At 44.4% G+C, this 26,685-nt stretch carries 34 protein-coding genes; 6 read left to right on the top strand and 28 right to left on the bottom strand.

Annotated elements, in window-relative coordinates; genetic code table 11:
• Nucleotides 1-298: 298 nt before the first annotated feature.
• Both ACLTOH_RS10605 and ACLTOH_RS10600 read right to left on the bottom strand, forming a co-directional pair.
• Entirely contained in the window at nt 299-1,462 is a 1,164-nt protein-coding gene (locus tag ACLTOH_RS10605) for an IS91 family transposase (RefSeq protein ID WP_172679386.1), read from the bottom strand.
• Nucleotides 1,446-2,336: a tyrosine-type recombinase/integrase gene (locus ACLTOH_RS10600; protein ID WP_055040538.1), complete on the bottom strand. Its 891-nt coding sequence runs from the start codon at nt 2,334-2,336 to the stop codon at nt 1,446-1,448. The genes ACLTOH_RS10605 and ACLTOH_RS10600 overlap by 17 nt, the downstream gene beginning before the upstream one ends.
• A 283-nt stretch (nt 2,337-2,619) precedes the next feature.
• On the opposite strand from ACLTOH_RS10600, the gene ACLTOH_RS10595 reads away from it, so the two are divergent.
• On the top strand, nt 2,620-2,805 hold the full coding sequence (locus tag ACLTOH_RS10595) for a hypothetical protein (RefSeq protein ID WP_412224098.1): 186 nt from the start codon (nt 2,620-2,622) through the stop codon (nt 2,803-2,805).
• 64 nt (nt 2,806-2,869) lie between these two features.
• On the top strand, nt 2,870-3,082 hold the full coding sequence (locus ACLTOH_RS10590; protein WP_227733597.1) for a PF20097 family protein: 213 nt from the start codon (nt 2,870-2,872) through the stop codon (nt 3,080-3,082).
• Nucleotides 3,083-3,269: 187 nt separating this feature from the next.
• Here the strand turns inward: ACLTOH_RS10590 and dtd are convergent, their stop codons facing one another.
• Nucleotides 3,270-3,719 (bottom strand): D-aminoacyl-tRNA deacylase, encoded by a 450-nt coding sequence (gene dtd, locus ACLTOH_RS10585; RefSeq protein WP_412224097.1) that lies wholly within the window; start codon nt 3,717-3,719, stop codon nt 3,270-3,272.
• A 4-nt stretch (nt 3,720-3,723) separates the two neighbouring features.
• Nucleotides 3,724-5,064: an AI-2E family transporter gene (locus ACLTOH_RS10580; RefSeq protein ID WP_412224096.1), complete on the bottom strand. Its 1,341-nt coding sequence runs from the start codon at nt 5,062-5,064 to the stop codon at nt 3,724-3,726.
• A 143-nt stretch (nt 5,065-5,207) separates the two neighbouring features.
• Here ACLTOH_RS10580 and ACLTOH_RS10575 point away from each other — a divergent pair, with 143 nt between their 5' ends.
• Together ACLTOH_RS10575 and ACLTOH_RS10570 are read left to right on the top strand one after the other, a co-directional pair.
• Nucleotides 5,208-5,918, top strand: coding sequence for an ATP-binding protein (locus tag ACLTOH_RS10575; protein ID WP_117465672.1), 711 nt, complete (start codon nt 5,208-5,210; stop codon nt 5,916-5,918).
• Nucleotides 5,919-5,934: 16 nt separating this feature from the next.
• Complete coding sequence (locus ACLTOH_RS10570) at nt 5,935-7,014, top strand: tyrosine-type recombinase/integrase (RefSeq protein ID WP_412224099.1); 1,080 nt, start codon at nt 5,935-5,937, stop codon at nt 7,012-7,014.
• A 47-nt stretch (nt 7,015-7,061) separates the two neighbouring features.
• On the opposite strand, the gene ACLTOH_RS10565 is transcribed toward ACLTOH_RS10570, so the two are convergent.
• Nucleotides 7,062-7,457 carry a LysM peptidoglycan-binding domain-containing protein gene (locus ACLTOH_RS10565; RefSeq protein ID WP_117465671.1) on the bottom strand — a complete coding sequence of 132 codons (396 nt, stop codon included), beginning with the start codon at nt 7,455-7,457 and terminating at the stop codon, nt 7,062-7,064.
• A gap of 210 nt (nt 7,458-7,667) precedes the next feature.
• Here ACLTOH_RS10565 and lexA point away from each other — a divergent pair, with 210 nt between their 5' ends.
• Entirely contained in the window at nt 7,668-8,285 is a 618-nt protein-coding gene (gene lexA, locus ACLTOH_RS10560; RefSeq protein ID WP_227063218.1) for a transcriptional repressor LexA, read from the top strand.
• A 55-nt stretch (nt 8,286-8,340) separates the two neighbouring features.
• Here the strand turns inward: lexA and ACLTOH_RS10555 are convergent, their stop codons facing one another.
• The 6 genes from ACLTOH_RS10555 to ACLTOH_RS10530 all read right to left on the bottom strand — a co-directional run bounded on the left by ACLTOH_RS10555 (nt 8,341) and on the right by ACLTOH_RS10530 (nt 13,857).
• Nucleotides 8,341-8,967, bottom strand: coding sequence for a cytidylate kinase family protein (locus ACLTOH_RS10555; RefSeq protein ID WP_227063266.1), 627 nt, complete (start codon nt 8,965-8,967; stop codon nt 8,341-8,343).
• Between the two features lie 59 nt (nt 8,968-9,026).
• Nucleotides 9,027-9,737: an ABC transporter ATP-binding protein gene (locus tag ACLTOH_RS10550; RefSeq protein ID WP_022153057.1), complete on the bottom strand. Its 711-nt coding sequence runs from the start codon at nt 9,735-9,737 to the stop codon at nt 9,027-9,029.
• A gap of 13 nt (nt 9,738-9,750) precedes the next feature.
• The gene (locus ACLTOH_RS10545) at nt 9,751-10,509 is read right to left on the bottom strand and encodes an ABC transporter ATP-binding protein (protein WP_022312523.1); all 759 of its coding nucleotides are present in this window, start codon (nt 10,507-10,509) and stop codon (nt 9,751-9,753) included.
• 2 nt (nt 10,510-10,511) lie between these two features.
• A complete protein-coding gene (locus ACLTOH_RS10540) occupies nt 10,512-11,588 on the bottom strand; it encodes a branched-chain amino acid ABC transporter permease (protein WP_022312522.1) in 1,077 nt (358 codons plus the stop codon).
• A 21-nt stretch (nt 11,589-11,609) separates the two neighbouring features.
• A complete protein-coding gene (locus ACLTOH_RS10535; RefSeq protein ID WP_117465667.1) occupies nt 11,610-12,494 on the bottom strand; it encodes a branched-chain amino acid ABC transporter permease in 885 nt (294 codons plus the stop codon).
• 163 nt (nt 12,495-12,657) lie between these two features.
• Nucleotides 12,658-13,857 carry an ABC transporter substrate-binding protein gene (locus ACLTOH_RS10530; RefSeq protein ID WP_022312520.1) on the bottom strand — a complete coding sequence of 400 codons (1,200 nt, stop codon included), beginning with the start codon at nt 13,855-13,857 and terminating at the stop codon, nt 12,658-12,660.
• Nucleotides 13,858-14,142: 285 nt separating this feature from the next.
• Between ACLTOH_RS10530 and ACLTOH_RS10525 the strand changes: the two genes are divergently transcribed.
• Nucleotides 14,143-14,352, top strand: coding sequence for a DUF378 domain-containing protein (locus tag ACLTOH_RS10525; protein ID WP_117465665.1), 210 nt, complete (start codon nt 14,143-14,145; stop codon nt 14,350-14,352).
• Here the strand turns inward: ACLTOH_RS10525 and rsfS are convergent.
• From rsfS to ACLTOH_RS10440, 17 genes are all read right to left on the bottom strand, one after another.
• A complete protein-coding gene (gene rsfS, locus ACLTOH_RS10520) occupies nt 14,349-14,702 on the bottom strand; it encodes a ribosome silencing factor (RefSeq protein WP_022312519.1) in 354 nt (117 codons plus the stop codon). The genes ACLTOH_RS10525 and rsfS overlap by 4 nt on opposite strands.
• Before the next feature lie 7 nt (nt 14,703-14,709).
• Nucleotides 14,710-15,303: a bis(5'-nucleosyl)-tetraphosphatase (symmetrical) YqeK gene (yqeK, locus tag ACLTOH_RS10515; protein WP_337414277.1), complete on the bottom strand. Its 594-nt coding sequence runs from the start codon at nt 15,301-15,303 to the stop codon at nt 14,710-14,712.
• The gene (gene nadD, locus ACLTOH_RS10510; protein WP_227063220.1) at nt 15,296-15,910 is read right to left on the bottom strand and encodes a nicotinate-nucleotide adenylyltransferase; all 615 of its coding nucleotides are present in this window, start codon (nt 15,908-15,910) and stop codon (nt 15,296-15,298) included. The genes yqeK and nadD overlap by 8 nt, the downstream gene beginning before the upstream one ends.
• A 64-nt stretch (nt 15,911-15,974) precedes the next feature.
• The gene (gene yhbY / locus ACLTOH_RS10505; RefSeq protein ID WP_022153048.1) at nt 15,975-16,265 is read right to left on the bottom strand and encodes a ribosome assembly RNA-binding protein YhbY; all 291 of its coding nucleotides are present in this window, start codon (nt 16,263-16,265) and stop codon (nt 15,975-15,977) included.
• 24 nt (nt 16,266-16,289) lie between these two features.
• Nucleotides 16,290-17,582 (bottom strand): Obg family GTPase, encoded by a 1,293-nt coding sequence (obgE, locus tag ACLTOH_RS10500; RefSeq protein WP_412123391.1) that lies wholly within the window; start codon nt 17,580-17,582, stop codon nt 16,290-16,292.
• An 85-nt stretch (nt 17,583-17,667) separates the two neighbouring features.
• Entirely contained in the window at nt 17,668-17,952 is a 285-nt protein-coding gene (rpmA, locus tag ACLTOH_RS10495) for a 50S ribosomal protein L27 (RefSeq protein WP_022153046.1), read from the bottom strand.
• Between the two features lie 3 nt (nt 17,953-17,955).
• Nucleotides 17,956-18,303, bottom strand: coding sequence for a ribosomal-processing cysteine protease Prp (locus ACLTOH_RS10490; RefSeq protein WP_227063221.1), 348 nt, complete (start codon nt 18,301-18,303; stop codon nt 17,956-17,958).
• Nucleotides 18,304-18,308: 5 nt separating this feature from the next.
• A complete protein-coding gene (rplU, locus tag ACLTOH_RS10485) occupies nt 18,309-18,614 on the bottom strand; it encodes a 50S ribosomal protein L21 (RefSeq protein WP_022153044.1) in 306 nt (101 codons plus the stop codon).
• Between the two features lie 160 nt (nt 18,615-18,774).
• Complete coding sequence (locus tag ACLTOH_RS10480; RefSeq protein ID WP_262594669.1) at nt 18,775-19,419, bottom strand: AAA family ATPase; 645 nt, start codon at nt 19,417-19,419, stop codon at nt 18,775-18,777.
• A 110-nt stretch (nt 19,420-19,529) separates the two neighbouring features.
• A complete protein-coding gene (sdaAA, locus tag ACLTOH_RS10475; RefSeq protein WP_227733125.1) occupies nt 19,530-20,417 on the bottom strand; it encodes an L-serine ammonia-lyase, iron-sulfur-dependent, subunit alpha in 888 nt (295 codons plus the stop codon).
• A 2-nt stretch (nt 20,418-20,419) separates the two neighbouring features.
• A complete protein-coding gene (gene sdaAB, locus ACLTOH_RS10470; RefSeq protein ID WP_117465658.1) occupies nt 20,420-21,082 on the bottom strand; it encodes an L-serine ammonia-lyase, iron-sulfur-dependent subunit beta in 663 nt (220 codons plus the stop codon).
• 38 nt (nt 21,083-21,120) lie between these two features.
• The gene (locus ACLTOH_RS10465; RefSeq protein ID WP_227063225.1) at nt 21,121-22,035 is read right to left on the bottom strand and encodes an RluA family pseudouridine synthase; all 915 of its coding nucleotides are present in this window, start codon (nt 22,033-22,035) and stop codon (nt 21,121-21,123) included.
• The gene (gene lspA, locus ACLTOH_RS10460) at nt 22,035-22,574 is read right to left on the bottom strand and encodes a signal peptidase II (RefSeq protein WP_117465656.1); all 540 of its coding nucleotides are present in this window, start codon (nt 22,572-22,574) and stop codon (nt 22,035-22,037) included. The genes ACLTOH_RS10465 and lspA overlap by 1 nt, the downstream gene beginning before the upstream one ends.
• Complete coding sequence (gene aroB / locus ACLTOH_RS10455) at nt 22,567-23,676, bottom strand: 3-dehydroquinate synthase (protein WP_022312509.1); 1,110 nt, start codon at nt 23,674-23,676, stop codon at nt 22,567-22,569. The genes lspA and aroB overlap by 8 nt, the downstream gene beginning before the upstream one ends.
• 126 nt (nt 23,677-23,802) lie before the next feature.
• Nucleotides 23,803-24,339, bottom strand: coding sequence for a cell division protein SepF (locus tag ACLTOH_RS10450; RefSeq protein WP_227063228.1), 537 nt, complete (start codon nt 24,337-24,339; stop codon nt 23,803-23,805).
• 33 nt (nt 24,340-24,372) lie between these two features.
• Complete coding sequence (locus ACLTOH_RS10445) at nt 24,373-25,107, bottom strand: YggS family pyridoxal phosphate-dependent enzyme (protein ID WP_337417294.1); 735 nt, start codon at nt 25,105-25,107, stop codon at nt 24,373-24,375.
• A gap of 5 nt (nt 25,108-25,112) precedes the next feature.
• The gene (locus tag ACLTOH_RS10440) at nt 25,113-26,681 is read right to left on the bottom strand and encodes an HlyD family efflux transporter periplasmic adaptor subunit (RefSeq protein ID WP_182439166.1); all 1,569 of its coding nucleotides are present in this window, start codon (nt 26,679-26,681) and stop codon (nt 25,113-25,115) included.
• Nucleotides 26,682-26,685: the final 4 nt, after the last annotated feature.

Here is a 26,685-nt window from a genome sequence, read left to right as displayed (position 1 = left end):
AAATTGATACGTGAACAATCGGCGTCAGGACAGAGAAAAAAACAGCTTACCATCTTTTGATAGCTGCCCTTTTCTCTGGACTGCACACCGATTTTTACCGATTGAACAAAATTGCGTCACTCCAGCTGATACAGTATGGAGTTTGAATCGATTTTCTTCTTGATTTTACCAAAGAATCTATACATTGGAAACTGATTCCAGCATATATTCAAAAATAGTAACCTGTCTTATCGAATGAAGGGTGCACTTAATAAGCCTTCATTCAGACGGCTGTTTTTCAGTATTCAAATGACTTCGCTCAAGTCAACATGTAGTGTCCTCGAAGCGATAGCGAAAGAAGATTTCCACCACAGGCTTCACACTTACAGATATCCTTTTTGTAAAGGATCATCAGCTTTTCCGCACAGGTTTTGCCTCGGAGTTTTGAAATATATTGAATGCAGTTGAGAAGCTTCCGGCAGTGTGCCATCTTTTCTTTCTTGTTCCTGCAGGAAAGCAGGCCATAGTGGCGAATTCGGACAAAACCTTTAGGGAGCACATGCATCAGAAACATTCGCAGAAACTCTGTTCCTTTGATGGTTTGCTCGATATATTTACCACCATTTTTGTAATCCTTTACGAGATAGGTAACAGTCTCATCTGTCATACTGACGATTCTACGATTACTGATAGCGATACGATGAGTGTAACGGCCAAGGTACCGGATCACAGAATTAGCTCCATTGAATGCCTCTTTCGTATATACAACCCAGTTCTTATCGTAGAGGGAATTCAGTAAAACTTTGAATTCATAATGATTTTTTAAATGTGCTGCCGTTCCATGATACTCAAGTTTTTTTTCTTCCCAGAGTTGTTTCAGCTCACAAAGATAATACTTTTTGAAGACGGCAGACATGACCTTAACCGGAAAGAAAAACTTCTTTCCTTTATCCTTCCACTTGTTTGCAGCATCAAGTCCACCGCCAAGAACAATGGTGTGGAGATGAGGATGATAATTCATCCTGGAGCCCCAGGTATGAAGTACGCAGATATATCCAATCCTTGCTCCAAGATGCTTCGGATCCGCAGACAGTTCTTCCATTGTTTGATGTGCTGCATGGTACAAAGCATCATAAAGGAGTTTCTGATTTGAATAAATCAGGGAATATAATTCTTCAGGAACTGTAAAAACCGTATGAAAGTATGGAACATCCAGTACATTTTCCTGCTGTTTGTCAATCCATTCATCGACCTCCATTCCTTGACACATGGGGCAGTGACGGTTCTTGCATGAATTATAATGAATATATTTCTTGTGACAGTTTTCGCATTCGCTTAAATTGGCTCCCATTTCAAGAGTATGGCATTTGGAGATACACAGTGCCGTTAGCTGCTGTTGGGGAGAAAAGTTGTGTGTCTCACAGTATTGCGGAAGAAATCGATGGAATACATCCTGAATGGTGATGTCATGATTCATTTGCATCACCTGCGTTTCTCTTAGATTTATGTCCTCGTTTTTTCTTGACAGGATGATCAAGCGGACTCTTTATTCCCATAACAGTTTTATTTGATATGTGGATGTATACCTGTGTTGATTCCAGACAGCGGTGTCCAAGCATTGCTTGTACATAGTTGATAGGGACACCTTGTTCAATCATGTGACTTGCAAAGGAATGGCGAAGCGTATGCGGATGTGCTTCAATGCCCGCTGTTTTTCCTACTGCCCTGAGCATGATTTCAACACCACTCACTTTTAGTGGTTCATGAGGAGCATCTAAAGAAACAAAAAGATACTCTCTTTTTACCGGATAACTTCTCCAGTATTCTTTTAGTAAATCAAGGGCTCTTTCTGAAAGAATCGTCCATCTGTCACGATGATTCTTCCCTTTGGAAATATATACCTGCATAGTGCTCATATAGATATCTTCAGGTTTAAGAGAGACAAGTTCTCCTACACGCATTCCAGATGAATAAAGCAGGGCAATGATTGCTTTGTTACGGATCTGGGTTGCAGAATTGATTAACTTTTCAATTTCTTCAAGAGAAAGCACTTTCGGAAGCTTTACATCCAATCGCATTCTTGGAACAATGTCTTGATCCCATGGAATGTGTAAGACATGTTTGTATAGAAAGCAAATGGAAGAATTATAAAAGTTGCAGGTTGCAGATGAAAGACCGGAATTACGTTTTTCCAGTATAAATAATCTGGCATCCTGAAGGGATAAATCTTCCATTGGTTTATAGCCTGTCCACTTCATAAAGTGACGTATGTTGTTGATATAGGTATCTGCAGTTCGGGAGGACCTGTTACGAATCAGGCATTCCTCTCTGAGCTTGTTAAAATATTTTTCGTACATAATAACCTCCATGATACTAGTAACGTTAATGAGTCACTGCCATCATGGAGGTCCACGTATTAAAGATACCCTCTTGAGAAAAAGAGATTCTAGTGTTATTCTATTCATGGCAGTGTTAATGATGATCCTGTTCGATTGTTATTTTGTGGTGATTTAACAATACTACTTTTAGGACTCATTATCTACTGCCTTTTTTAAGTTAAAGAGAAAACTGCGCCACAGCCTTCGAAGGCCATCGCGCAGCGATTTAGTTCAATTCAAGTTTGACGAGGAGGTGCTTTACATGAATAAGAGTATATCAAGGATTATCGGTGTGATAATGCTGATTGTAGCTTTTGTATTTATAATGTTTGCATTGAACCATCCAGAAAAGAGTTTTTCTTGGAACAATACAATTACGTGGTTACTGTATGGTGTATATTTTCTTGTGACAGTAGTGCTGCTTATTGCTCCTAAAATGAAGAAGTGAGAAATTCCCGTTTATTGGGAAGTCACAGAGAACGAAAATCGATATTTATAGGAGGTAAAGCAGAATGAAATGTCCATATTGTGGTGAAGAAATGATAAGAGGATACCTAATGAGCTCACGAGACATTACTTTTGCAGTTGATAATCTGACAAAAGTTTTTCGCATTAAAAAATCGGACGATCTGGAATTGAGTAAAGGTTCAGGCGGAATCCCTCATTGTGAAGCTTATCGTTGCAGTAATTGCAAAAAGATTTTGATTGATTATGCGAATAGATAACTTCAACATTTTTCAACCGGAATGTGTACCGCCCATGCAGAGCCAACACATTCCGGTCTGTTAAGGAACAAATCAGCCCTTACTAAGATAGCAGTCACCGAACCAACTATGCGCAAAACACAAGTTTAACGAATAGTTCTACAGGAAGATGACTCTGTAACGCTTCTTAAAGCTTGTTTTGGCTGTTTTAACAGATTTCCGCGGAATCCAGCAATATGGTGAATGGGCCGTCATTTAGCAGGGATACTTTCATATCAGCACCAAAGATTCCTTTTTCTACCTTGGGAATACTTTCGCGGCACCTGCTGATGATATATTCGTACAGTTCATTCGCCATATCCGGATTACCGGCTTTGATAAAGGATGGACGATTGCCTTTTTTGCAATCCGCATACAGAGTAAATTGTGACACCAACAGTAATTCGCCGTCTACAGCATCCAGATCCAGATTAGTCTTACCCTCAGCATCCTCAAAAATTCGAAGTCCCAAAAGCTTCTTAATCATTTTGTCAGCAATCTCCCTGGTATCTGTCTCAGCTACGCCAATCAGCACCAGAAATCCTTTACCGATGCTACCTGTCGTTTCTCCATTTACTTTTACCTCTGCATGCTGTACCCGTTGTATTACAAGTCGCATTTGTCTACTTCTCTCCTACGTTTTTCTCTTCTTGATCTTTTTTATCCTGCCCGAAATCAGTTTGATCTTTAAGCTCATGATCCTTTTGCAGTCTGGAATTCAGTGTATGGAATCCCTCTTCATCAATATTTTTCAAATAAGAATATTGTTCTGTCTCTACCGGCAGATCCTTTTTCCGAAGGAACGTATTAACTACTGCCTTGATAGCCGCATAGATCACTGCAAAGATAGGCACCCCGACGATCATGCCGAGAATACCGAATAATCCACCGAATACCGTGATGGCGAAAATCACCCAGAAACCGGTAAGCCCGGTGGAATTGCCCAGAATTTTGGGTCCCAGAAAATTTCCGTCAAACTGCTGTAACACCAGAATGAACAGGACGAAATAAACACAGTTTAAAGGGTGCATCGGATCCACCACAAGGATCAGGATGGCACTGGGAATAGCTCCCAGATAAGGACCAAAGAAGGGAATAATATTGGTCACACCCACAATCACGCTGACCAGTGCCGCATACGGTGTCTGCAATAACGTGGTTCCGATAAAGCACAGGCATCCGATGATAAAGGAATCTACAATCTTGCCGCCGATAAATCCGATGAAAGTGCTATGGGTAAAGCGAAAACTCTTGATCAGGCGGTTGGCTGTTTTCTGTTCAAAGAAAGCATAGGCCATTTTTTTCGCTTGTCCGGCAAATTTTTCCTTACTTGCCAGTACATAAATGGAAATAACGAATCCGATGATAAAATCCCAAAGACTCTTCAGAATATTGATTACGCTCAAAGATACTGTCATGATCACCTGACTGGTCTTGGTCAGTACTGTGTTATTTAACCAATTCTCCAGTTCTACGGAATACTTATCAATCAGTAAAGTGATCTGACTGCCCAGCTCCGGATTGTCATCCATAAGCTTGCTGATCCATTTTGTAAAATTGCTGATGTAGGTGTCAAAATTGGAAGCAATATTTACAATACTGGGAACAATCTGGGAAAGCATCATGGCAACCAGACTATAAATCAGGGTGACGAACAAAAATGCCGTGATCAGTATGCCAATACCACGGACAATGGAATTGCGCTTCCTGCTCTCCTTCACCTTCATTTTCCGGCACAAAGGAAATAGCAGTTTGGTTTCTATAAAATTAAGTACCGGGGTCAGCAGATATGCCGTCACCAGTCCAAATACCACCGGCATCAGAATCCCGATGATCGTATGAAAGCCTGTCTTGATACTGCTTCCGTGGAATAACAGATAATAGAAACAAATACTGGCTGCAATGGTCAGAAATGCGGTCAGACCCCAGCGAAAATACTTATTGTTTTTTAAGTCGTATTTCATTCAACTACACCTTTCTTCATAAAATCTTATCTCTTTTAATATACTATGGTTTTTCGCTCACCACAAGAAGAAATCTGTCGTTTTTGTTGAAAAAGAATTCCCGGCAGTATAAAATAGATACCAGTAAAAGAATGGAGTGAACAATGACATTACAAAAAGTATTGAGCCGTGTCAGACAGGCTGTGGCTGACTATCATATGATCGAGGAAGGCGACCGGATCGCTGTGGGGATTTCCGGAGGCAAGGACAGTCTTACTCTCCTGCTGGCTTTATATGAACTCAGCAAGTTTTATCCGAAGCATTTTACAGTTATTGCAGTCACAGTCAATCTTGGATTTCAGAATCTGAATCTGAATGAAATCCGTACACTTTGTGCTGACAGAAATATCCCATATACCGTAGTGGAGACTTCTATTGCCCAAATCGTATTTGAAGACCGCAAGGAGGACAATCCCTGTTCTCTTTGTGCGAAAATGCGTAAAGGTGCACTGAACGATGCGATTAAGGAGCTGGGGTGCAATAAGATTGCCTATGCACATCACGAAGATGATGTAGTAGAGACCATGTTGCTCTCCCTCTTCTACGAGGGCCGACTGCATACCTTTTCTCCGGTAACGCATCTGGATAAAACCGGTCTGACCGTGATCCGGCCGCTGATCTATATGCGGGAAGCCGAAGTTATCGGTTTTGTGAACAAATATCAGGTACCCGTGGTCAAAAGTCCCTGTCCTGCAGATGGGCATACCACGCGGGAATACATAAAAGAACTATTGCAACAGATTCATCGGGAAAATCCCGGTGTCAAGGATCGTATCTTTACCGCGATCCAGCGAGGAAATATGGAAGGTTGGTAAGAATACTTTGGCAGTCATTAAAGAAGAAAATTATCATGACGAACAAAATAAGAATAACATTTTAAAACTTCGTAAGATTCTGGATACTCTCCCCAGCTTCTGCAAAGATTTTTTTCGCGGAATCGAGCCCTATACTTCTACCAGAACCAGACTTGCCTATGCCTATGATATCCGTCTGTTCTTTGAGTTTTTACATGAGAAAAACAGTTATTGCAATAAAATGGAGATCACCGAATTTCCCCTTTCCGTTCTGGATATGGTACATCGGACGGATATCGAAGAATACCTGGACTACATGAGCCTGTATCAGAAGGATGGAAAAGACATCACAAACGAAGAAAGAGGAAAAGCCCGAAAGCTGTCTTCCCTTCGAAGCTTTTATAATTATTATTTTCAGAATGAACAGATTGAAAAAAATACGGCAGCGCTTGTACCTCTTCCGAAGCGTCCCGAAAAAGAGATCATTCGTCTGGAACCCAATGAAGTGGCTATTCTGCTGGATCAGGTAGAGGATGGAACCAAACTGACAAAAAAAGAACTGGAATATCATAAGAAAACCAAAGTTCGCGACGTTGCTTTGCTGACGCTTCTCCTGGGGACTGGAATTCGTGTATCGGAATGTGTGGGACTGGATCTTCAAGATATAGACTTTGATACCGGTGGCATAAAGATCCGCAGAAAGGGTGGCTATGAAGCCATCGTGTATTTCGGTGAAGAAGTGGAAACCGCACTATTAGACTATCTGGAACAGCGGGAACATACGATTCCTGCAGAAGGACATGAAAACGCATTATTTCTGTCCCTGCAGAATCGCCGTATGGCGGTCCGCTCCGTAGAAAACCTGGTAAAAAAATATACGACCCGCGTCACACCGTTAAAGAAAATAACACCACATAAGCTTCGTAGTACCTACGGTACAGAACTGTATAAAGAAACCGGTGATATCTATCTCGTAGCGGACGTACTCGGTCATAAGGACGTCAATACCACCCGCAAACACTATGCTAACATTGATGAATACCGAAGGCATCAGGCTGCAAGTGCGCTGCGTCTTCGCGAACAGAATCCTTATCATAATGACAAGCCTCGGCAATAAACCATGTAGCTACATATAACTTTCCGTCATATAAACTACACCGAATATTATTTCACAAAATCATAAGAGTAATAAGGAACGATCAGAGTCTGTCCAGCTCTGATCGAGTCTTCCTCTGCCAGATGATTGATACTCTGTACTTCTTCGATATATTCATTCTTATCCTTATATTCTTCATAATCAATATAATTCTCAGACAGATCCCATAAGGTCTCTCCGTAAGCAACGGTCACCTGAGTATAATATTTGAACTTCAGCTGTTCTTCCCCAGAGCTTGCCAGAGAACGGATGCCCTGATAGGACACCGCACAGAAAACGATCACACAGATCGTAGTGATCATGGTAAAGACCCTCCGACGGATCTGCTGTTTTCTTCTTAACTGTCTCTTATATAATCTTAACTCTCTGTCAGTCATTCGGTATACGCTCTTCTGTACTCTCATAACACACCTCTCATAAGAATATCTGTTCGGGAACGTTTGTTCTTTCTGTTTGCATTATACCGAACATGTATTCTAATGTCAAGCCAAAAATCGAACATATTTTTGGAATATATGTTTGCTTTTTACTTTTCGCTATGCTATAATCGTTATATAAATCAGTAAGAACAAGTGTATTACCTTTATATATTACTTTAATTACGGAGGTCATTTATGGGCTATGGAAAAATTACTGCCAAGCAGCAGGAAATATTAGATTATATCAAAGATGAGATTTTAAAAAGAGGCTATCCCCCCACAGTGCGTGAGATCTGTGAGACGGTGAACTTAAAATCCACCTCTTCCGTTCATTCTCATCTGGAGACATTGGAGAAGAACGGCTATATCCGCAGAGACCCGACCAAGCCCCGTGCCATTGAGATCTGCGACGACAACTTCCAGATGGTGCGTACCGAGATGGTCAGCCTCCCCGTGATCGGTAATGTTGCTGCCGGGCAGCCTATTCTGGCCGAAGAGAACGTTCAGGACTACTTCCCTGTTCCCGCCGATGTAGTACCCAAGGGAGAATCCTTCATTCTGAATGTCCGCGGAGAGTCCATGATCAATGCCGGTATTTTCAACGGTGACCGTGTCTTCGTTCATGTCCAGAACACAGCGAATAACGGTGAGATCGTTGTGGCCCTGATCGATGATTCCGCTACCGTCAAGACTTTCTATAAGGAGAAGGGACATATCCGTCTCCAGCCGGAGAACGACACCATGGATCCCATCATAGTAGATAATTGCCAGATCCTTGGCACCGTGTTCGGCGTATTCCGCTTTTACAGATAAGCAAAACAGCCTGCAGCATGATTTGCTGCAGGCTGTTTTTAACTATATTTTACATTTAGTCCTCCGGGAATCTTACTTTCATATAAGAAATGATCTCATCCACGCATCTTTCATATCCCAGCTTGGAGCTGTCCAGACACAGATCGTAATTTCTTGCATCTGTCCATTCCCGTCCAGTATGATACTTATAGTACTCCGCACGGTGCTTATCCGTCTTATTGATAAAGCGCTCCAATTCCTTCGGGCTCATGCTATGCTTCTTCGCTGCGCCTTCCAGACAATATTCCTTCGGGGCATGAATAAATACGCTGAGGACATTCGGATAATCCTTCAACACATAATCCGCACACCGTCCGATAATGACACAGGATTCCTCCTTTGCCAGATCCCGGATGATCTTCGCCTGATAGTTAAACAGATTGTCCGTGGAGGTAAAATCATCACTTTCCGGAGGAATCAGTTCCCCGTGATACTCCTTTTTCGCAATATGGAACAGCTTCGTGCTCTTCACTTTTTCATCTGCATTTACGAACAGCGCTTCATTGATGCCACTGTCATCACTTGCCAGCTTCATCAGCTCCTTGTCATAGTAATGAACATTCAGCTTCTTCGCCAACATCTCACCGATGGTTCGCCCGCCGCTTCCATACTGTCTTGCAATGGTAATGACTACATTATTCATTTCGATCACCATACCTTTCTGTCTCTGCTGCTTCCACCCGCAGCGGCTTAAATCAAGAGTTATTCACCCAGATATGCTTTCTTAATGGAATCATTATTCAGAAGGTCGCTTGCCTTGCCTTCCAGAACAATCTTACCGGTCTCCAATACATAAGCTCTGTCTGCGATGGACAATGCCTTCTTCGCATTCTGCTCTACCAGCAGAACTGTAGTACCGCTCTTGCTTACTTCCTGGATAATATCAAAAATCTCATTTACAAAAATAGGGGACAGTCCCATGGACGGCTCATCCATTAAAATAATCTTGGGATGAGACATTAATGCTCTACCCATGGCCAGCATCTGCTGTTCACCACCACTCAAGGTACCCGCCATCTGATTCTGACGTTCCTTCAAACGGGGGAAGCGGTCAAATACGGTCTCCAGAGTCTGTGCGATCTCTTCTTTATCTTTTCTGGTGTAGGCACCCATCATCAGATTCTGTAATACGGAAAGCTGTGCGAAAACACGTCTTCCTTCCGGAACATGCGCCATACCCATGGATACAATCTTATATCCGGGAATCTTGACCAGATCCTGACCTTCAAAAGTAATGCTTCCTTCCTTCGGTGTCAGCAGACCGGATACGGTGTGCAGGATCGTTGTCTTACCGGCGCCGTTGGCTCCGATCAGTGCAATGACCTCTCCCTCATCTACGTGAAAGGACACACCCTTTATGGCCTGTATCATGCCGTAATATACTTTAATATCATTTACTTCTAACATTGCCATAGCTGTTGTCCTCCTATTCACCCAGATAAGCCTTGATGACTTCCGGATTGTTCAGCACATCACTGGTCTTGCCTTGACACAGGACACGGCCAAAGTTCAGAACCGTAAGTTCCTCACAGATTCCGCCTACCAGTTTCATATCATGCTCGATCAGAAGGATCGTCATATCAAAATGCTCTCTGACAAAACGGATGGTCTCCATCAGTTCCAGCGTCTCGTTAGGGTTCATACCTGCAGCAGGCTCATCTAACAGAAGGAGCTTGGGCTTGGTAGCCAGTGCTCTCGCAATCTCCAACTTTCTCTGCTTACCATAGGGAAGATTGTCCGCCAGTGTTTCCGCTTCCTCTTCCAATCCGAATACCTTCAGAAGCTCCATGGCCTCCTCCGTCATCTGCTTTTCTACTTTATAATATTTCGGCAGACGTAAAATACCGGTAACCGTGCTGTAGCTCATATGATTGTGCAGCCCTACTTTTACATTGTCTATCACAGACAGATCCTTGAACAGTCGAATATTCTGGAAGGTTCTTGCAATTCCTGCCTGATTGATTTCGATGGTCTTTTTACCGGTAACATCCTTTCCATCCAGCGTAATAATACCCTCTGTGGGCTTATATACACCTGTCAAAAGGTTGAATACGGTGGTCTTACCTGCACCGTTGGGACCGATCAGTCCGTACAGGGAACCTTTTTCAATCTTAATATTGAAATCATCTACCGCACGAAGTCCGCCGAAAGAAATGCCTAAATTTTTTGCCTCTAATAATGCCATGATTATTCAGCCTCCTTTTTCACAGACTTCTTGAATCTGGCTGCCACTTTTTCTCTCCATTCAATACACTTCGGAGCCCAGTTGAACAGCATCATTACGATCAGTACGATGGAATAGATCAGCATACGATAATCGTTCAGACCACGCAGTAACTCCGGTAACAGGGTAAGGATTACAGAAGCAATAATGGAACCGCGAATATTACCGATGCCACCCAGTACAACGAATACCAGTATCATAATAGACATGTTATATCCAAAGTTCTTGGGTAATGCCGTCAGTGTGGACAGATTATGCGCATACAGTACGCCTGCTACACCTGCAAGTGCCGCAGAAATGGAGAATGCCATCAGTTTATACTTTGTAATATGAATTCCTACGGATTCCGCCGCAATGGTATTGTCACGAATTGCCATGATGGCACGTCCGTCTCTGGAATGGATCAGGTTCAATACAATAAACAATGTGATCAGCAATAACACAATACCAATGGTAAAGCTGGAATCATGAGGGGTTCCGGTGATACCCTGTGCACCTTTGATAATAACGTCTCCGTCCTCTGACATGTTCAGATCCATGGTATTGGTAAAGGAGATATGGAATCCATTCTCATCCCGGCCTACAAACATAATATTTACCAGATTCTTAATGATTTCGCCAAAAGCCAGTGTTACGATTGCCAGATAGTCACCCTTCAAACGAAGTACGGGGATACCGATCAGCAGTCCGAACACACCTGCAAAAAATGCACCGATCATAATAGCAAAGAAAAAGCGAAGTCCGGAAGGCATTGCGCTATTCTCCATGACTTTGGAGAAAAAGGCGCTGGTGAATGCTCCGATACACATAAATCCTGCATGTCCAAGGCTCAGTTCTCCCAGAATACCTACGGTAAGGTTCAGAGATACCGCCAGAATTGCATAAGTACACAGCGGAACCAATAGTCCCTGGATCAAGCTGCTCACACTGCCGGCAGACACCAGAATCTGCATGATGACATAAGCTGCAATCACCATTCCGTAAGTAATAAGATTATCCCGGAAGGTTTTATTTATTTTCTTATTCGATAATTTCTTCATATTATGCACCTGCCTCTTCCCTTATACTTTTTCCTGAATATTCTTGCCAAACAGTCCGGCAGGTTTTACCAGAAGCACAACGATCAAAACTGCAAATACAATAGCATCAGCCATCTGGGAAGAAATATAGGCTTTACCAAAGATTTCGATAATCCCCAACAATATACCACCAACCAGAGCACCGGGGATAGATCCGATTCCGCCAAATACAGCCGCCACGAAAGCTTTAATACCGGGCATGGAACCGGTGTACGGTGTCAGGGAAGGATATGCGGAACATAACAGAACTCCCGCTACAGCGGCCAGTCCGGATCCGATGGCAAAAGTCAGTGCAATGGTTCCGTCCACATTGATACCCATCAACTGTGCAGCCCCCTTATCCTCGGATACTGCTAACATTGCCTGTCCTGCTTTGGTCTTGTTGATAAAAAGCATCAGACCTGCCATAATGATCAGACAGGTAACAATCGTAACGATCGTCTCTCCGGTAATATTGATCTGTCCGTCTGCCAGCTTCACAGCCGGAACGGATACTACAGAAGTAAATGCCTTGGCATTTGCACCAAAGATCAAAAGAGCTACATTCTGCAGCAGATAGCTGACACCGATTGCGGTGATCAGAACCGCTAACGGAGAAGAAGCCTTTCTTAAAGGCTTGTATGCTACTTTTTCAATAGCCATTCCCAACAGGGTGCAGGCGATAACAGCTGCCAGAACACCGATCACAGGAGAAAGTCCCATGGTACTGCACATTGTATAAGTAATAAATGCACCGACCATAATGACATCACCATGTGCGAAATTCAGCATTTTGGCAATACCATATACCATGGTATAGCCTAATGCGATCAGCGCATAGACACTTCCAAGGCTGATACCGTTGATCAGATAACTGATAAAACTCATGTGAACTACCTCCATTCATGCGAATGCACAAATTATCATATAAAATAAAGTATAACAGAACATACCGGGAAAAACAACTGCTCTCCCATTATTGCAAAGTCTCTGACATTAAGCAAAGAGGGCTACCCTGCGGTAACCCTCTTTGGAAACTTTATCAGCAAAATTACATAGCCTTGTAAGCACCATTCTCGATCACAACAGCCTTAGGAGCCTTGTTAGCCTCACCGTCTGCGGTCCAGGTCATGCCGTTACCGGTCAGACCATCTACAGTGATCTCTGTCATGGCAGCCTTCATACCATCACAAATATCAGAAACACTCATATCAGGAGTAACACCGCTCTTCTCGATAGCAGCCTTGATCACATAGATAGCATCATAGCTGTCTGCTGCGAACTGGTTGGGAGTCTCACCGTATTTTTCCTTATACTTAGTTACGAAAGACTGGGTCAGATCATCGGTTGCATCAGCTGCGAAAGGAGTTAACAGCATAACGCCTTCGGTCAGAGATACATCAAAATTATCTACACCACCGAGAATACCATCCATACCATCACATGAGAACCACTTAGGAGCATAACCCATAGCAGCTGCCTGTGTCAGGATAAGTGCGGATTCCTGATAATAAATAGGAAGGAATACCATGTCTGCTCCGGCATCCTTTGCCTTCTGTAACTGTACGGAGAAATCCGTCTTGTTATCAGCGGTAAAAGCTTCCGCAGCTACTACTTCAAAGGGCTGGTTTTCAGCTTCCTTTACAAACTTCTCATAAATACCGGAAGAATATACATCGGAGCTGTCATAAATAACAGCAATCTTCTCAGCCAGACCATTCTCACCAATATACTGTGCGGATGCAAGACCCTGGTTAGGATTGGAGAAGCATACGCGGAAGTTGTTATCATACTGAACACATTCTACTGCAGATCCGGAAGGAGTGATCTGGAACATATTGTCTTCTTTGGTCTTGTCGGTAACCGCAATACATGCACCACTGGTGGTAGAACCATCAATGATCTGAGCACCCCAGTCCTTTAATGCATTATAAGCATTTACGGATTTCTCAGCATCTGCCTCGTCATCCTGGAACTTGAACTCTATCTGATAGCCGTTGATACCACCTGCTGCATTGATCTCTTCTACTGCAATCTCTGCACCATGCTGTACAGCCAGACCGTAAACTGCTGCGCCACCGGTAGTAGGTCCGATACCGCCAATCTTAAATACGCTGCCGGAGGCTGCACTCTCAGTTGCTGCGTTTGTACCGGTTGCTGCAGAACCATTGTCTGTATTACCACAGCCAGCCATGGACATTACCATAGCAGATGCTACGGCAACACTTAAAAACTTGTTAAATTTCTTCATAATATCTTCCTCCTTTTTAACAATGTATACAAATATACAATGTATAATTGTTATTTTTGTATATTACTCGCTTCTATTTCCTTTGTCAATGGATTTTATTTTCTAATTTGATGTTTTTTGACATTAAAATAGATCAACAAAGCTCAATTTTTATTTAAAAGTAGTATATTTTTTATTTTTTGGGGTAAGACTATCTATGAAACAATCATTAAATAGAAACTTCAAAAAAATGTCTGTATGGATTTTGCAGCGGCAAATTTCATACAGACAGGATAAGGAGATTTTATGGGAAATAAATATTTGGATGGAACCGCTCTCACCATAGCTATAATAGGTGCAGTGAACTGGGGGCTGATCGGGCTTTTCCGCTTTGATCTTGTAGCCTTCCTGTTCGGTGACATGTCCTGGTTTTCCAGAATTGTATATGTTTTGGTGGGAATCAGCGGACTCTATCTCATCAGCTTCTTTCTCCATCTGGGAGACAGCGAAGCTTAAAGTTCCTCTACGGGAATCTGTACGCCATCTCTCCAGATACGTTCCAGATCATAGAGCAGACGGTTTTCCTTGTCAAAGACATGTACGATCACATCGCCAAAGTCTAACAGTACCCAGTTGGCGGTTTCATATCCTTCGGTCTGTCTGGCAGGGAAGCCGGCTCTTCCCAGCTTTTCCTCTACATTATCACACAGTGCCTGGATCTGGCTGGAGTTATTGCCTCCCGCGATAATAAAATAATCTGCAATTACAGACACATTACTGATGTCTATTACTTTGATATCCTCTGCTTTTTTATCTTCCAGCGCCTCTACGGCCAGTTTTGCCATTTTTCTGGATTCTTCACTCATCGAAATATTACTCCTCACTCTTCTTATTTTCATTATAGTTCTTATAATATTGATAGGTCTCTTCCGTCATGGGATCCATCTCGCCATCCCCGGATCGCAGATAATCCAGAGTGTCCTCTAGGATCTTTTTTACCGCTGCATCCAGGTCTATAAAAGCCATCTGTCGGATTATCTTAAGATTCGGTGCCTGTTTTCTACCCGGTTCAATATAATCCGCCGTAAAAATGATCTTTTCCAGCAGAGTCATATTCGGATGTCCTGTGGTATGGTATAAAATAGCGCTCAGGATTTCCGGATCTTCCACCTTGTATTCTTTCTTCGCCAGATAGCTTCCCACCTTGGCGTGCAAAAGATAGGGATTGCGCCGTTCCACGTCCGTCACCGGAATGTGGTGTTTCTCGCAGGCTGACAACAGTTTATCATTTCCCATACATTTTGCGCAATCATGAAGCAGTCCTGCCACCTGTGCCCGTTCCACGTCCTCACCATAACGCATGGCCAGCGCCGCCGCAGTATATTCCACGCCCTGTGTATGAACAAAACGTTTTGGTTCCTGTACTTTTTCCATTTCTCTGGTCAGTTTTTTCAAAACATCACTCATCCTGGTAAAGCCCCTTTTCTTCCATATATACTCTCACCGCATCCGGCACAAGATATCGTACGGATAGCCCCTTGCGCCTTCTTTCACGTATTTCGGAAGATGAGATCTCGATGCGTCGGAAAGGAAGCAGTCTGATCTGTGCACCGAATTTCTTTTCCAGCGCATCGATTTTTTCCTGCATATCTGCAATATCAGCATCTCCCCGTACAGCGGCAAGAACTGTACATGCGGCAAACAGACGGTCCGCACATTTCCAGTATTCTATGGTATACAGACAGTCCGCTCCACAGATAAAAAAGAACCGATCCTCCGGATATTCCTTTTGCAGCTGTTCCATGGTCTCGTAGCTGTAGGAATTTCCCGGGCGGCGGATCTCCATGTCCAGACAGCGGAATCTGTCGTTGTCCGCAATGGCCAGATTGACCATCCGGTACCGGTCCTCCGCCGATAACACAGTGATCCCTTCTTTTCTTTTCAGATAGGAACATCCTGTGGGGATCAGCCAGACCTGATCCAGTCCCACCATCTCCAGCACATGCTCTGCCAACAGCAAATGTCCTGTATGAATCGGATTAAAGGTGCCTCCCATAATACCTATTCTGCTCATGCTTCCTCATCCCTTTGCACGCAGTTATCATTCTTGATTGGTTCTCGTCGGCTATGCTCTGACCTTATCTGGGCAGTTCGATCTTCGGCTTGTCCTTGTCGGGCTTGTACAATACGATCTTCTTGCCGATCACCTGTACGACCTGGGAATGGGTACGCTCCGCCACCATCTCCGCAATAGCTCTGGGGTCGTCAAAACAGTTCTTCAGAACACCGATCTTGATCAGTTCATTATTATTAAAGGATTCACCAATAGCTGCGGTGAGTTCCGGAGTCAGGCTGGATTTACCCACCTGAAAAATGGGATTCAGATTGCTGGCCAGACTCATTAAATAAGCTCTCTGTTTGCTTGTCATAATCTATCTTTTCCTTTCACAAACTTACTTATAGTAATCAAAGGACAGACCGTACATGCGTACCGTATCGCCCTCCTGGATACCCAGTGCTTCCAGTTCCTCTAAAATACCGGTATCCTTCAGGAAATTCTGAAAGAAGGTAAATCCCTTCTCACTGTCCAGATTGGTGTATCCCAGCATCTTCTCGATCTTGGGTCCTTCTACTACGTACTCGTCCTCTTCTTCATCATAGGTTACGGTGTAAGCATCATCCACAGATCCTGTCATACTCTCCGGGAAGTACTCCTGCGCAAAGACAGTGGTCTCTTCTCCGATGTTAGCAAGCATATCGTTCACTTCGTATAACAGTTCCTTTACGCCCTGACCGGTTACTGCAGACATAGGGAACACCTTGATGCCCTTCGATTCAAACTCTGCCCGGATTGCAGCTACCGGATCGGATCCATCCTCCGTATAGATAGCGTCAATCTTATTCGCCGCGATCACCTGAGGTCTGGCTGCAATCTCCGGATTATAGGCTTCCAGTTCTTTATTGATGGCATAGATATCCTGAATGGGATCTCTTCCCTCCGTACCGGCCGCATCCACGATATGGATGATCACCTTGGTACGTTCGATGTGGCGCAGGAATTCGTGTCCCAGACCGATTCCCTCGGAAGCTCCCTCGATCAGTCCCGGAATATCCGCAATGACGAAACCACCGGTTCCTTCCAGATCCACTACACCCAGATTCGGATTCAGGGTCGTGAAATGATAGTTGGCAATCTTGGGTCTGGCATTGGTCACTCTGGACAGGAACGTGGATTTACCAACATTGGGAAATCCTACCAGTCCGACATCAGCGATCACCTTCAGTTCCAGCAGAAGTTCCAGTTCCTGTGCAGCCTGTCCCGGCTGTGCATACTTGGGTGCCTGCATGGTACTGGTAGCATAATGCTGGTTACCGTTACCGCCCTTGCCGCCTTTTAAGAGAACAACCCGTTTGTTGTCCCCCGACATATCCGTAATTACCTGCCCGCTCTGTGCTTCTTTGATCACGGTTCCCGCAGGGACTTTGATAATGATGTCTTCTCCGTCCTTGCCGCGGCAGTTTTTCTTGCCGCCCTCTTCCCCGTCTCCGGCCTTGTACTTACGGATGTGCCGGAAATCGATCAGGGTATTCAGTCCCTCATCTACAACAAAGATCACGTCACCGCCGTGACCACCATCGCCACCGTCAGGGCCGCCACTGGGAACATATTTTTCGCGGCGAAAGGACACATGACCATCTCCGCCTTTACCGCTTCTTACGTAAATTTTAGCTCTGTCAGCAAACATTTTGTTCTCCTTTCCGACATAAAACTCTTTACGGACTAAAAGGGCTTCAAACAATCAGTATGTTTGAAGCCCTGGTTAAATCAACTTATTTCTCTACAGGATATACGGAAGCCTGCTTCTTGTCTCTGCCCTTTCTCTCAAAACGGAGAACGCCATCAACTAAAGCAAACAGAGTATCATCTCCACCGATACCAACATTGACACCGGGATGGATCTTAGTACCGCGCTGTCTGTAAAGAATATTTCCAGCTTTTACAAACTGGCCATCAGCTCTCTTCGCACCTAATCTCTTGGATTCGGAATCTCTACCGTTCTTGGTAGAACCAACTCCCTTTTTATGTGCAAAAAATTGAAGGTTAAAGTTAAACATGGTCTACACCTCCTCGATTTTTACTTGCAAATACTGTTCCCCGTACTGTCTGCTGAGCTTCTGCAGTGAAAACACCATAAAGTCCATCAGAAATACGGTCTTGTCCTGCGGAATGGAATTCTCGAAATCACATTTGATAAATCCCGTCTCCTCATTCTGCGTCAGCTGCATTTTTTCGTCGACCATCTCGTCCAACGCCATGATCGTACTCTGTACGGTCACGGAAATCGCTGCACAGAGGATATCCGGTTCCTTACCGAACAATCTCTTCTTCGCATATTCCGCATGCCCCATGCAGTAGAATCCACGATAGATCCCTTCATGGTTCTTACGAATGATAATAGTTGTCATAACGATTACGCGTTAATCTTTTCGATCTTAACCTGAGTGTATGCTTGTCTATGACCATTCTTCTTGTGGTAACCGGTTTTTCTCTTGTACTTGTATACAATAACCTTCTTACCTCTACCCTGCTCCATAACGGTTGCGGTAACAGTTGCGTTAGCAACGTCAGCACCAACCTTGAGGGTATTGTCACTTACTGCGATCACCTGGTCAAAAGTAACAGTGTTACCAGCTTCTGCATCGATCTTCTCAACTTTGATCACATCACCTTCAGAAACTTTGTACTGCTTTCCACCTGTTGCAATAATTGCGTACATAATAAGGCACCTCCTATTATTTACTCGCTAACTTTGGTGGTAAAGGATTCTAAAATCCGACACACTTATACCTAGTTATGCGGCATACCGTAGTATAATAACATGAGGCGCCCTAATCGTCAAGATATAATTTTATTTTTTTGAAAAATATTTCAGATATCTACTTTTCCAGAATATCTGCATTATTTTTCTTCTCGAAGTCTTCCACATACTGAATGATCAGCTTTACGGTTCCTTCGATGCCGAGGATGCTGCTGTTGATGCACAGATCGTAACTATCAGCTCTGCCCCACTTCTTGGAAGAATAATAGTTGTAGTAACTCTGACGCTGCTTATCCTTCTTCGTGATCATTTCCTTTGCCTTGGCTTCCGTCAGATCATATCTGGCCATGATACGTTTGGTCTTCACATCGTCATCGCCGAAGATGAACAGATTGATGCAGTTCTTGTAATCTGCCAGAGCATAATCTGCACAACGGCCTACAATAACGCAAGGGCCTTCATCGGCGATCTTCTTGATCGTATCGAACTGTGCAAGAAATACTTTGTGGCTGATAGGCATATCTACAAAAGAGGATGCATTGTAGCCGAAAGAATAAGTATCCATCACCAGATTATACAGGAAAGAATTGGTAGGTCTCTCATCATGGTTCTGGATCATTTCCTCACAGAAACCACTTTCCTGTGCCGCTCTGATAAGAAGTTCCTTATCATAGCATTTGATTCCGAAATACTCTGCAACCTTTTCCCCGATTTCACGGCCTGCAGAACCAAACTGACGTCCAATGGTAATAATCGTATTCATACACACACCCACTTTCTGCTGTACTTGATAACTAGCATTTTTTGTATTTTCATTATACGTGATATTTAACAAAAAATCAACCAATTATCAGTTTTTTCAGTCGTTTATTACTAATTTTCATATGATGCATGCATTTTTTCTGCTATTTTCATGCCTTCTTCCGTCTGTGCCAGGCCTCCTAACGCCGTTTCCCTCAGGGAAGCATCCATTTTATCCCCGACTTCTTTCATGGCATCCATAACCTGATCCGGTGGAATCCGGCTTACGATCCCCGCCATTGCCATATCCGCACAGGCCATGGCATTCACAGTACCGATCACATTTCGTTTCACGCATGGAACCTCCACCAGTCCCGCTACCGGGTCGCATACCAGTCCCAGCAGATTCTTCATAGCCATGGCAGCCGCTGTAGCAATCTGTTCGCAGTTGCCTCCCTGCAGATATGTCAGAGCTCCGGCCGCCATGGAACTGGCGGACCCGATCTCCGCCTGGCATCCTCCCGCAGCCCCGCTGATGGAAGAACGGGTGGCTATGATCTGTCCAATCCCCGCCGCTACATACATGGCTTTCAGAATTTTGTCGGTATCCCTGCACCGTTTTTGAAAATAGGGAACCAGCACCGCAGGCAATACCCCACAGGCTCCAGCGGTAGGTGCTGCCACGATCCGTTTCATACAGGCATTGGATTCTCCCATCTGTAACGCTCCTGCAATACATTCGTCTACATATTCCCCGCATAGTGACTCCTTACCGGTATTGTGTGTGTATTCCTCCATCCGTTGGCCATCACCGCCGACAAGTCCGCTGGAGGACTTAATATCTCCTTCATAAGTAGCCGCTGCCAGCAGCATGGCATCCCAGGTAGTCCGCATATGCTCCATACTGTCCTGCTTTGACACATTCCGCTCCGCCATATCATCTTCCAGAATCACCTGCCAGAATTCTTTTCCTTCCGTATGACATTTCTGTAATATCTGTTCAAATGACTGATAGGACATAGTTACTCCTCCACATTGATATAGGTCACCTTAATGATGCCGTCCAGCTGTTCCAGCCAGGCCACCGATTCCTCCGGCACTTCCTGATCTGTCTCTATGACCATAACGGCGTAGCCGCCCCGCTTGTCCCTGTAGAGTTGCAGAGTTGCAATATTCACCTGCTTTTCAGCCAGCATGGAGGTCACCTGTGCCACATGTCCCGGCTGATCCACATTGTGTACAATCAAAGTCGGCTTTTCCGCAGAGAAATTTACTTCGATTCCATCCAGTTTTGCGATCAGGATCCGGCCGCCGCCAATGGAAGCCGCCTGCACTTCTATTTTCCGCCCATGTTCTCCGGTCAGCCGCAGAACCGCCGTATTGGGATGGGCATCTTTCAGGGTAATGGTGGAAAAAGAGAATTCCATTCCGTCCTTTTTCGCCAGGAAAAAGCTGTCCGGAATCCGGATATCATCCGGCCGCATTCCCAAAAGGCCTGCGATCAGCGCCTTATCCGTGCCATGTCCGATGCCCGTAGTAGCAAAGGAACCATGCAGAAGGATTTCCGCCTTCACCACATGGTCCTGAAGTAATTTTCCTGAAATATAACCGATCCGGACCGCTCCCGCAGTATGAGAACTGCTGGGGCCGACCATTACAGGTCCTAAAATATCAAACAGATTCATAGTCGCCTCATTTCTGTACGAAACATAAGCTATAAGTTTTATTTCTCCAACACTGTCAGAAGATGTTCAAAATATTCCGGCAGCGGAGCATCGATCTCCAGATATTCTCCGGTAGTGGGATGAATAAATCCCAGTGTCTTGGCATGAAGTGTCTGCCCCTGTAATTTGAAAGGACTTTTCCGGTTGGAGTAGACTTCATCCCCCAGAAGCGGATGCCCGATGCTTGCCATATGCACACGGATCTGGTGCGTCCTTCCGGTCTCCAACACACACTCTATATAAGTATATCCCTGAAATCTCTGTAATACCCGGTAATGGGTCACGGCACGTTTTCCGTTCTGGTGGTTCACCGCCATTTTTTTACGGTCATTCGGATGCCTGCCGATGGGCTGGTCGATGGTGCCTTCCTCCTGATTCAGCTCTCCGAAACAGATGGCACGGTATCTTCTGTTGATGGAATGTTCCTTCAACTGTTCTGCAATGCACCGGTGTGCTTTGTCATTTTTGCAGGCAATGACAGATCCAGTGGTATCCTTGTCGATACGATGTACAATACCGGGGCGCAGTACTCCGTTGATCCCGGACAAATCCCTGCCACAGTGATACATCAGTGCATTAACCAGAGTGCCGCTGTAATGTCCCGCCGCCGGATGCACCACCATCCCCTTCGGCTTATTCACCACGATCAGATCCGCATCCTCATACAGGATATCCAGAGGGATGTTCTCCGGTTCAATATCCGGTTCCACAGATTCCGGCACGGAGAAGACTACTTCATCATCACATTTGACACGACAACTTCCCTTTACCGGCGTACCGTTTACCAGCACATTTCCGTCTTTGATCAGCTTTTGGATAAAAGAACGGGACAGATTCTCCACAAGCAGACTCATACATTTGTCAATCCGTTCGTCTTCCATCTCATCTGTTATCTGAAATCGGAGTTCTTCCATTATTTCATCTCCCGATAACGATTCTGCTTAAAGTTGAGGAATTCCAGATCCTTTTCCTTGTATACGAACAAAAACAGAATAAACAGGCCAATGGTAGCCACTACCACATAAATATCCGCCACATTAAAGATCGGATAATTGATCAGTACGAAGGAGATAAAATCCACTACATAATCCAGTCGGAATCTGTCGATCATGTTGCCGATGCCTCCGGCAACGATCACTGCCAGCAGTACATGCACGATTCGGAATTTCTTCTGTTCCGGAAGTTTGAAAAGGAAAAACAACAGCACCGCAAGAAATACGATTCCCACAAACAAAATAAATACCTTCTGGTTCTGCAGCATACCGAATGCGGATCCTCTGTTCTCCAGATATTGCAATTCCAGAACTCCGTCAATGATCACATAGGCCGGCTGGTTCTTCAGATGTACCACCGCCAGATGCTTGGTAAACTGATCCAGTACCAGAAGTACGGCTGCAATCAGGGCATCTATGATCAGCATAACAACTCGACTACTTTTCTTTTCCTTATTCATGAGCATCCTCTTCACTAAAATTGATTTCTTCGATGGCAGCCAGAATTTCCTCATCCGTAACGGTTCTGTCGATAACTGCCTTTCCGATCTTCTTTAACAGAATAAATTTGATCGTACCGGCTTCCATCTTCTTATCGGATTTTGTAAGTTTCAAGATCTCCTGCGGATCGATATCGTCCACGGAGATTGGCAGATAAAACGGTACAAACATATCACGGATCTCATAAAATTCTTCCATGCTCAGCATTTCTTTTTTCCAGGAAATATATGCTGCAGCTACCGTACCCAGTGCCACACACTCTCCATGATACAATTCAAAATTCTTGTATTTCTCGATAGCATGTCCGATCGTGTGTCCAAGATTTAAGAGAGCACGGTCTCCCTGCTCGGTAGGATCCTTTTCCACCACCATTTTCTTGATGGAGCAGGTACGGATCACCATTTCTTCCAGGGTATTCAGATCCCGCTCGCAGATCTCATACATGTTCTCGATCAGCCACTCATAGAAGGGCGCATCCTTGATCAGTGCGGATTTCATTACTTCCGCAAATCCGGAATAAAACTGTCTCTCTTCCAGCGTTTTTAATACGGACAGGTTCATATATACCAGTCTGGGCATCTTAAATGCGCCTACCATGTTCTTATAGCTGTCAAAATCCACACCTGTCTTACCGCCAATAGAGCTGTCTGCCTGTGCCAGCAATGTAGTTGGAATCTGTACAAAATCAATGCCTCTTAAATAAGTAGCCGCCACAAATCCGGTCAGATCACCGCAGACGCCGCCGCCCAGTGCCAGCAGCATATCTTTTCTGTCAAAACCCTCTTCAATCAGGAAACGGTACACATCCCTCACGGTATCCAGATTCTTGTGTTCTTCTCCTGCGGGGAACACATATTTCACAGCCTTACGGCATTTTCCCTCCAGAAACTTAAGAATCTGTGCCGCATACAGTCCGTCTACGGTGGAATCCGTCACAATGCATAATCTCTTGTCTGCTGCGCCAAGCTCTGCCAGTTCTTCCCACAGGCCGTCAAAAGACTGCTGGAATACAATATCGTAGCAAGGCTTTTTGTTATAAAGCACCGGTAATCTCTGTGCCATGTTGTTCACCCTTCAGTTCCTTATAAACTGTTCTTTCTTGTATAATTTATATCTGTTTTTAAAAAACTTCCTGCAGTTGCCTACAGGAAGTTATCTTCATATGACATTTTAATGGCATTTGACATTTTATGACATTCCATTGTTGATCGGCATTTCAAAAGATCCGGCGCCGCCGAAAATATCCTGAAAATCACCGGAGATATCTACGCTGGCCGGCGTAATAATGAAAATATAATGGGATATTTTCTGTAAATTACCCGATATTGCGAAACAGGATCCGGAAGTAAAGTCAATGATACGCTGGGCGATATCCACGTCCAGGCCTTCCAGATTAAGTACCACTGTCCGGTTGGCCAGCAGTGTCTCCGTGATCTCTCTTGCATCCTCTACGGAAGTAGGCTTGATCACACAGACCTCCATGCCGGTTCCAGGCATTTTCTTGGTCACGGTGCGGTGGATCGGTGTTACCTTAGGCTGTGAGGAACGCTTACTCTTCTCTTCCGGTTCGTCATCCTCCTGCGCCTGCTGTCTGCTCTTGGCCGGGCTGAATTTCTTTACCGGTTCTACTTCTTCCTCATCATCCAGATAATCGTCATCATAGAAACCTTCATCCTCTTCATCGTTCAGTTTCATATAATTCAGGAACTTATCCATTACACCCATTGTTGTGTGTCTCCTTTATTATTCAATCTCTTTCTAGATCGTATTACTATAATCTCTTTCTCCGAAAATACCAGTTCCGACTCTGACGATCGTGGCTCCTTCCTGCGTGGCCACCATATAATCGCCGGTCATTCCCATGGAAAGAATATTCATAGAAATATTATCAATGTTTTTATTTCCGATGTCAACAGCTAATTGCCGAAGTTTCTGAAAATAGCCCCTGTTTTCTTCCGGATCCTCCACAAAAGGGGCGATCGTCATCAATCCTCTGATATGTATTCCCGGAAGCGTTGCAATCTCACGGATCAGTGTTGCAGTTTCTTCTACCGTAGTTCCGAACTTGCTTTCCTCCTGTGCCACATTTACCTCGATCAGGATATTGACTTCCACCTGCTTCTTCACGGCTTCTCTGCTGATCTCTTCCGCCAGCCGGAGGCTGTCCACGCTGTGGATCAGGTAAACCTTATCTACAATATATTTTACCTTATTGCGCTGCAGATGGCCGATCATATGCCATCTGACATCCGAAGGCATCTGAGGGATCTTGTCCACCAGTTCCTGAACCTTGTTCTCCCCGAAATCTCTGGCTCCCGCACGGTAGACATCCATCAGCATATCCACCGGTTTGGTCTTGCTGACTGCAAGCAGCGTCACTTCCTGCTCCGATCTGCCCGCCTGCTCACAGGCTTTTGTGACGTTCTCTTTTACCGTTTTGTAATTTTGTGCCAGTTCCATGCTCTGTATGGTCTCTTCCATAGTATCCGCCATCCTTTCTAGCTTTCCGGTGTCTGACTTTCCTGTGTTGCTTCCTGTGTGGTCTCCTGCGTCGGTTCCTCTCTGGTCTCCGCTGGAAGTGGCTCTGTGCTCTCCGGTATATTGTCGCTTACTCCCGGTTCTACACTGTCTGTAGGAATATCCGTCCTGCCGGTATCTGTTTTCTTGATATTGGTGATGATCTGATCATCCGATACCGAAGAACCGTCCAGTACAATATAGTCATATACATTCAGGCCATAGGTCGTATTGGCTTTTACGATGGAATACTCGTCATTCTGATACAGAATATTGATCTGCTTGAAGTCAGCATATCCCTTATTCACATTATACACACCGATCAGTGTTGCACGCTTGCTTACCGTATAGGTCTCCTGGCTGTCTGTCTTGTACAGGACATCTCCGGCCTTCAGCACCGAAGTATCCATGTAGTACACGCCTTCATTTTCATCGTAGCTGTACACACCGGCCTCCACAAATTCACTGGAAATGTCCCCGTTATCCCGGTAGCACTGTCTGATCACACCCTGGGTTCCCGTATTTTCATTGGTCGTGACAAAATCTTCATCGATCAGGAAAAATTCCTTCTCCACAATGGAAGAATTTGGAATCTTCAGTCCGGTCTCATCATTCAATATCAGCTCGATATCCAGAAATCTGTCGGATACAAACGTAACCATGGAATTTGTAAAGGTAAGTGACAGAAATGTATTGCCATCACTGCCGGTAAACAGCTTTGCCTGCCCCCAGGACTCATACTGATTCTTCAGAAAACGTACTTTGACATAATCCTCCTGTTGGATCTCTGCGCCTCGCTCTGCATCGATGGGAATGACCACCGACCAGTTTTCCTCCGTGGAAAGCTTGTACACCGGATCTCCCACAGCCATCAGTTCATTACCGAGCATCTGTTTCTTCTCATAATTTTTGTTATCAAATACTTCCTGGGTAACACCTTCCACGGTCAGATTTTCATAACCGTCCGTCCAGTAAGCCACGATACCGGTGGTGGGCGCATAACAGAAATTTACAATATTTGCAGCCGAACCGTTATTTCCGTTTTCAATGCTTTGCAGCATATTTACATTGGCCAGTTTCAGCACCGTGTTCTTCAAAGAATATTTAAAATCATAGGTACTCTCGTAATTTTTGTCATCATACCCATGCATAAAATTCACGATTTCATTACGGAATTCCGAAAGTTCCTGGTCACTCAGGGTATTTTCTCCAAGGCTGGCATCCTCCAGTTCTTCCGTCAGCCGGCCCGTCTCGTCCACGATGTAAACAGTGTCTCCCTTGGCCACCCGTTCGCCTTCTCTTGCATAAAAATTCACATATCCGGCAGTATCCGTACTTACAACTTCCTCTGTGCGGATTGACACTCCACGGTAAATATTATTGGTAGCCAGTGATCCTTCCGTTACTTCATAACGCACGATGTGGTCTGTCTGAAAATACAGTATCACACAAATGATTACATAAATAAAAATAGCTCCGAAGATGAGCATACCGATATTGAGGTTCAAAGGTTTTCTGTATTTTTTTATTTTTCTCGGTTGTTCTGCCATTGGA

The organism is Waltera sp., assembly GCF_046969025.1.
Classification (GTDB): Bacteria; Bacillota; Clostridia; order Lachnospirales; family Lachnospiraceae; genus Acetatifactor; species Acetatifactor acetigignens.
The sequence above is the reverse complement of the archived record's forward strand: the minus strand, read 5'-3'. Positions and strand labels throughout refer to the sequence as shown.

Coding starts and splice junctions, on each gene's coding strand:
- sdaAA (WP_227733125.1), bottom strand. CDS start 20,417: ATGTCCTATCAGTCATTTGAACAGATATTACAGAAATGTCATACGGAA.
- ACLTOH_RS10580 (WP_412224096.1), bottom strand. CDS start 5,064: ATGAAATACGACTTAAAAAACAATAAGTATTTTCGCTGGGGTCTGACC.
- ACLTOH_RS10555 (WP_227063266.1), bottom strand. CDS start 8,967: ATGAATAATGTAGTCATTACCATTGCAAGACAGTATGGAAGCGGCGGG.
- ACLTOH_RS10605 (WP_172679386.1), bottom strand. CDS start 1,462: ATGCAAATGAATCATGACATCACCATTCAGGATGTATTCCATCGATTT.
- ACLTOH_RS10590 (WP_227733597.1), top strand. CDS start 2,870: ATGAAATGTCCATATTGTGGTGAAGAAATGATAAGAGGATACCTAATG.
- ACLTOH_RS10450 (WP_227063228.1), bottom strand. CDS start 24,339: ATGGGTGTAATGGATAAGTTCCTGAATTATATGAAACTGAACGATGAA.
- yqeK (WP_337414277.1), bottom strand. CDS start 15,303: ATGAGTGATGTTTTGAAAAAACTGACCAGAGAAATGGAAAAAGTACAG.
- ACLTOH_RS10465 (WP_227063225.1), bottom strand. CDS start 22,035: ATGGAAGAACTCCGATTTCAGATAACAGATGAGATGGAAGACGAACGG.
- aroB (WP_022312509.1), bottom strand. CDS start 23,676: ATGGCACAGAGATTACCGGTGCTTTATAACAAAAAGCCTTGCTACGAT.
- ACLTOH_RS10445 (WP_337417294.1), bottom strand. CDS start 25,107: ATGGCGGATACTATGGAAGAGACCATACAGAGCATGGAACTGGCACAA.
- lexA (WP_227063218.1), top strand. CDS start 7,668: ATGGGCTATGGAAAAATTACTGCCAAGCAGCAGGAAATATTAGATTAT.
- dtd (WP_412224097.1), bottom strand. CDS start 3,719: ATGCGACTTGTAATACAACGGGTACAGCATGCAGAGGTAAAAGTAAAT.
- ACLTOH_RS10575 (WP_117465672.1), top strand. CDS start 5,208: ATGACATTACAAAAAGTATTGAGCCGTGTCAGACAGGCTGTGGCTGAC.
- ACLTOH_RS10525 (WP_117465665.1), top strand. CDS start 14,143: ATGGGAAATAAATATTTGGATGGAACCGCTCTCACCATAGCTATAATA.
- ACLTOH_RS10600 (WP_055040538.1), bottom strand. CDS start 2,336: ATGTACGAAAAATATTTTAACAAGCTCAGAGAGGAATGCCTGATTCGT.
- rsfS (WP_022312519.1), bottom strand. CDS start 14,702: ATGAGTGAAGAATCCAGAAAAATGGCAAAACTGGCCGTAGAGGCGCTG.
- ACLTOH_RS10550 (WP_022153057.1), bottom strand. CDS start 9,737: ATGGCAATGTTAGAAGTAAATGATATTAAAGTATATTACGGCATGATA.
- nadD (WP_227063220.1), bottom strand. CDS start 15,910: ATGAGCAGAATAGGTATTATGGGAGGCACCTTTAATCCGATTCATACA.
- rplU (WP_022153044.1), bottom strand. CDS start 18,614: ATGTACGCAATTATTGCAACAGGTGGAAAGCAGTACAAAGTTTCTGAA.
- rpmA (WP_022153046.1), bottom strand. CDS start 17,952: ATGTTTAACTTTAACCTTCAATTTTTTGCACATAAAAAGGGAGTTGGT.
- ACLTOH_RS10530 (WP_022312520.1), bottom strand. CDS start 13,857: ATGAAGAAATTTAACAAGTTTTTAAGTGTTGCCGTAGCATCTGCTATG.
- ACLTOH_RS10565 (WP_117465671.1), bottom strand. CDS start 7,457: ATGAGAGTACAGAAGAGCGTATACCGAATGACTGACAGAGAGTTAAGA.
- ACLTOH_RS10540 (WP_022312522.1), bottom strand. CDS start 11,588: ATGAAGAAATTATCGAATAAGAAAATAAATAAAACCTTCCGGGATAAT.
- ACLTOH_RS10535 (WP_117465667.1), bottom strand. CDS start 12,494: ATGAGTTTTATCAGTTATCTGATCAACGGTATCAGCCTTGGAAGTGTC.
- ACLTOH_RS10595 (WP_412224098.1), top strand. CDS start 2,620: ATGAATAAGAGTATATCAAGGATTATCGGTGTGATAATGCTGATTGTA.
- ACLTOH_RS10480 (WP_262594669.1), bottom strand. CDS start 19,419: ATGAATACGATTATTACCATTGGACGTCAGTTTGGTTCTGCAGGCCGT.
- obgE (WP_412123391.1), bottom strand. CDS start 17,582: ATGTTTGCTGACAGAGCTAAAATTTACGTAAGAAGCGGTAAAGGCGGA.
- lspA (WP_117465656.1), bottom strand. CDS start 22,574: ATGAATAAGGAAAAGAAAAGTAGTCGAGTTGTTATGCTGATCATAGAT.
- ACLTOH_RS10490 (WP_227063221.1), bottom strand. CDS start 18,303: ATGACAACTATTATCATTCGTAAGAACCATGAAGGGATCTATCGTGGA.
- sdaAB (WP_117465658.1), bottom strand. CDS start 21,082: ATGAATCTGTTTGATATTTTAGGACCTGTAATGGTCGGCCCCAGCAGT.
- yhbY (WP_022153048.1), bottom strand. CDS start 16,265: ATGACAAGCAAACAGAGAGCTTATTTAATGAGTCTGGCCAGCAATCTG.
- ACLTOH_RS10545 (WP_022312523.1), bottom strand. CDS start 10,509: ATGGCATTATTAGAGGCAAAAAATTTAGGCATTTCTTTCGGCGGACTT.
- ACLTOH_RS10440 (WP_182439166.1), bottom strand. CDS start 26,681: ATGGCAGAACAACCGAGAAAAATAAAAAAATACAGAAAACCTTTGAAC.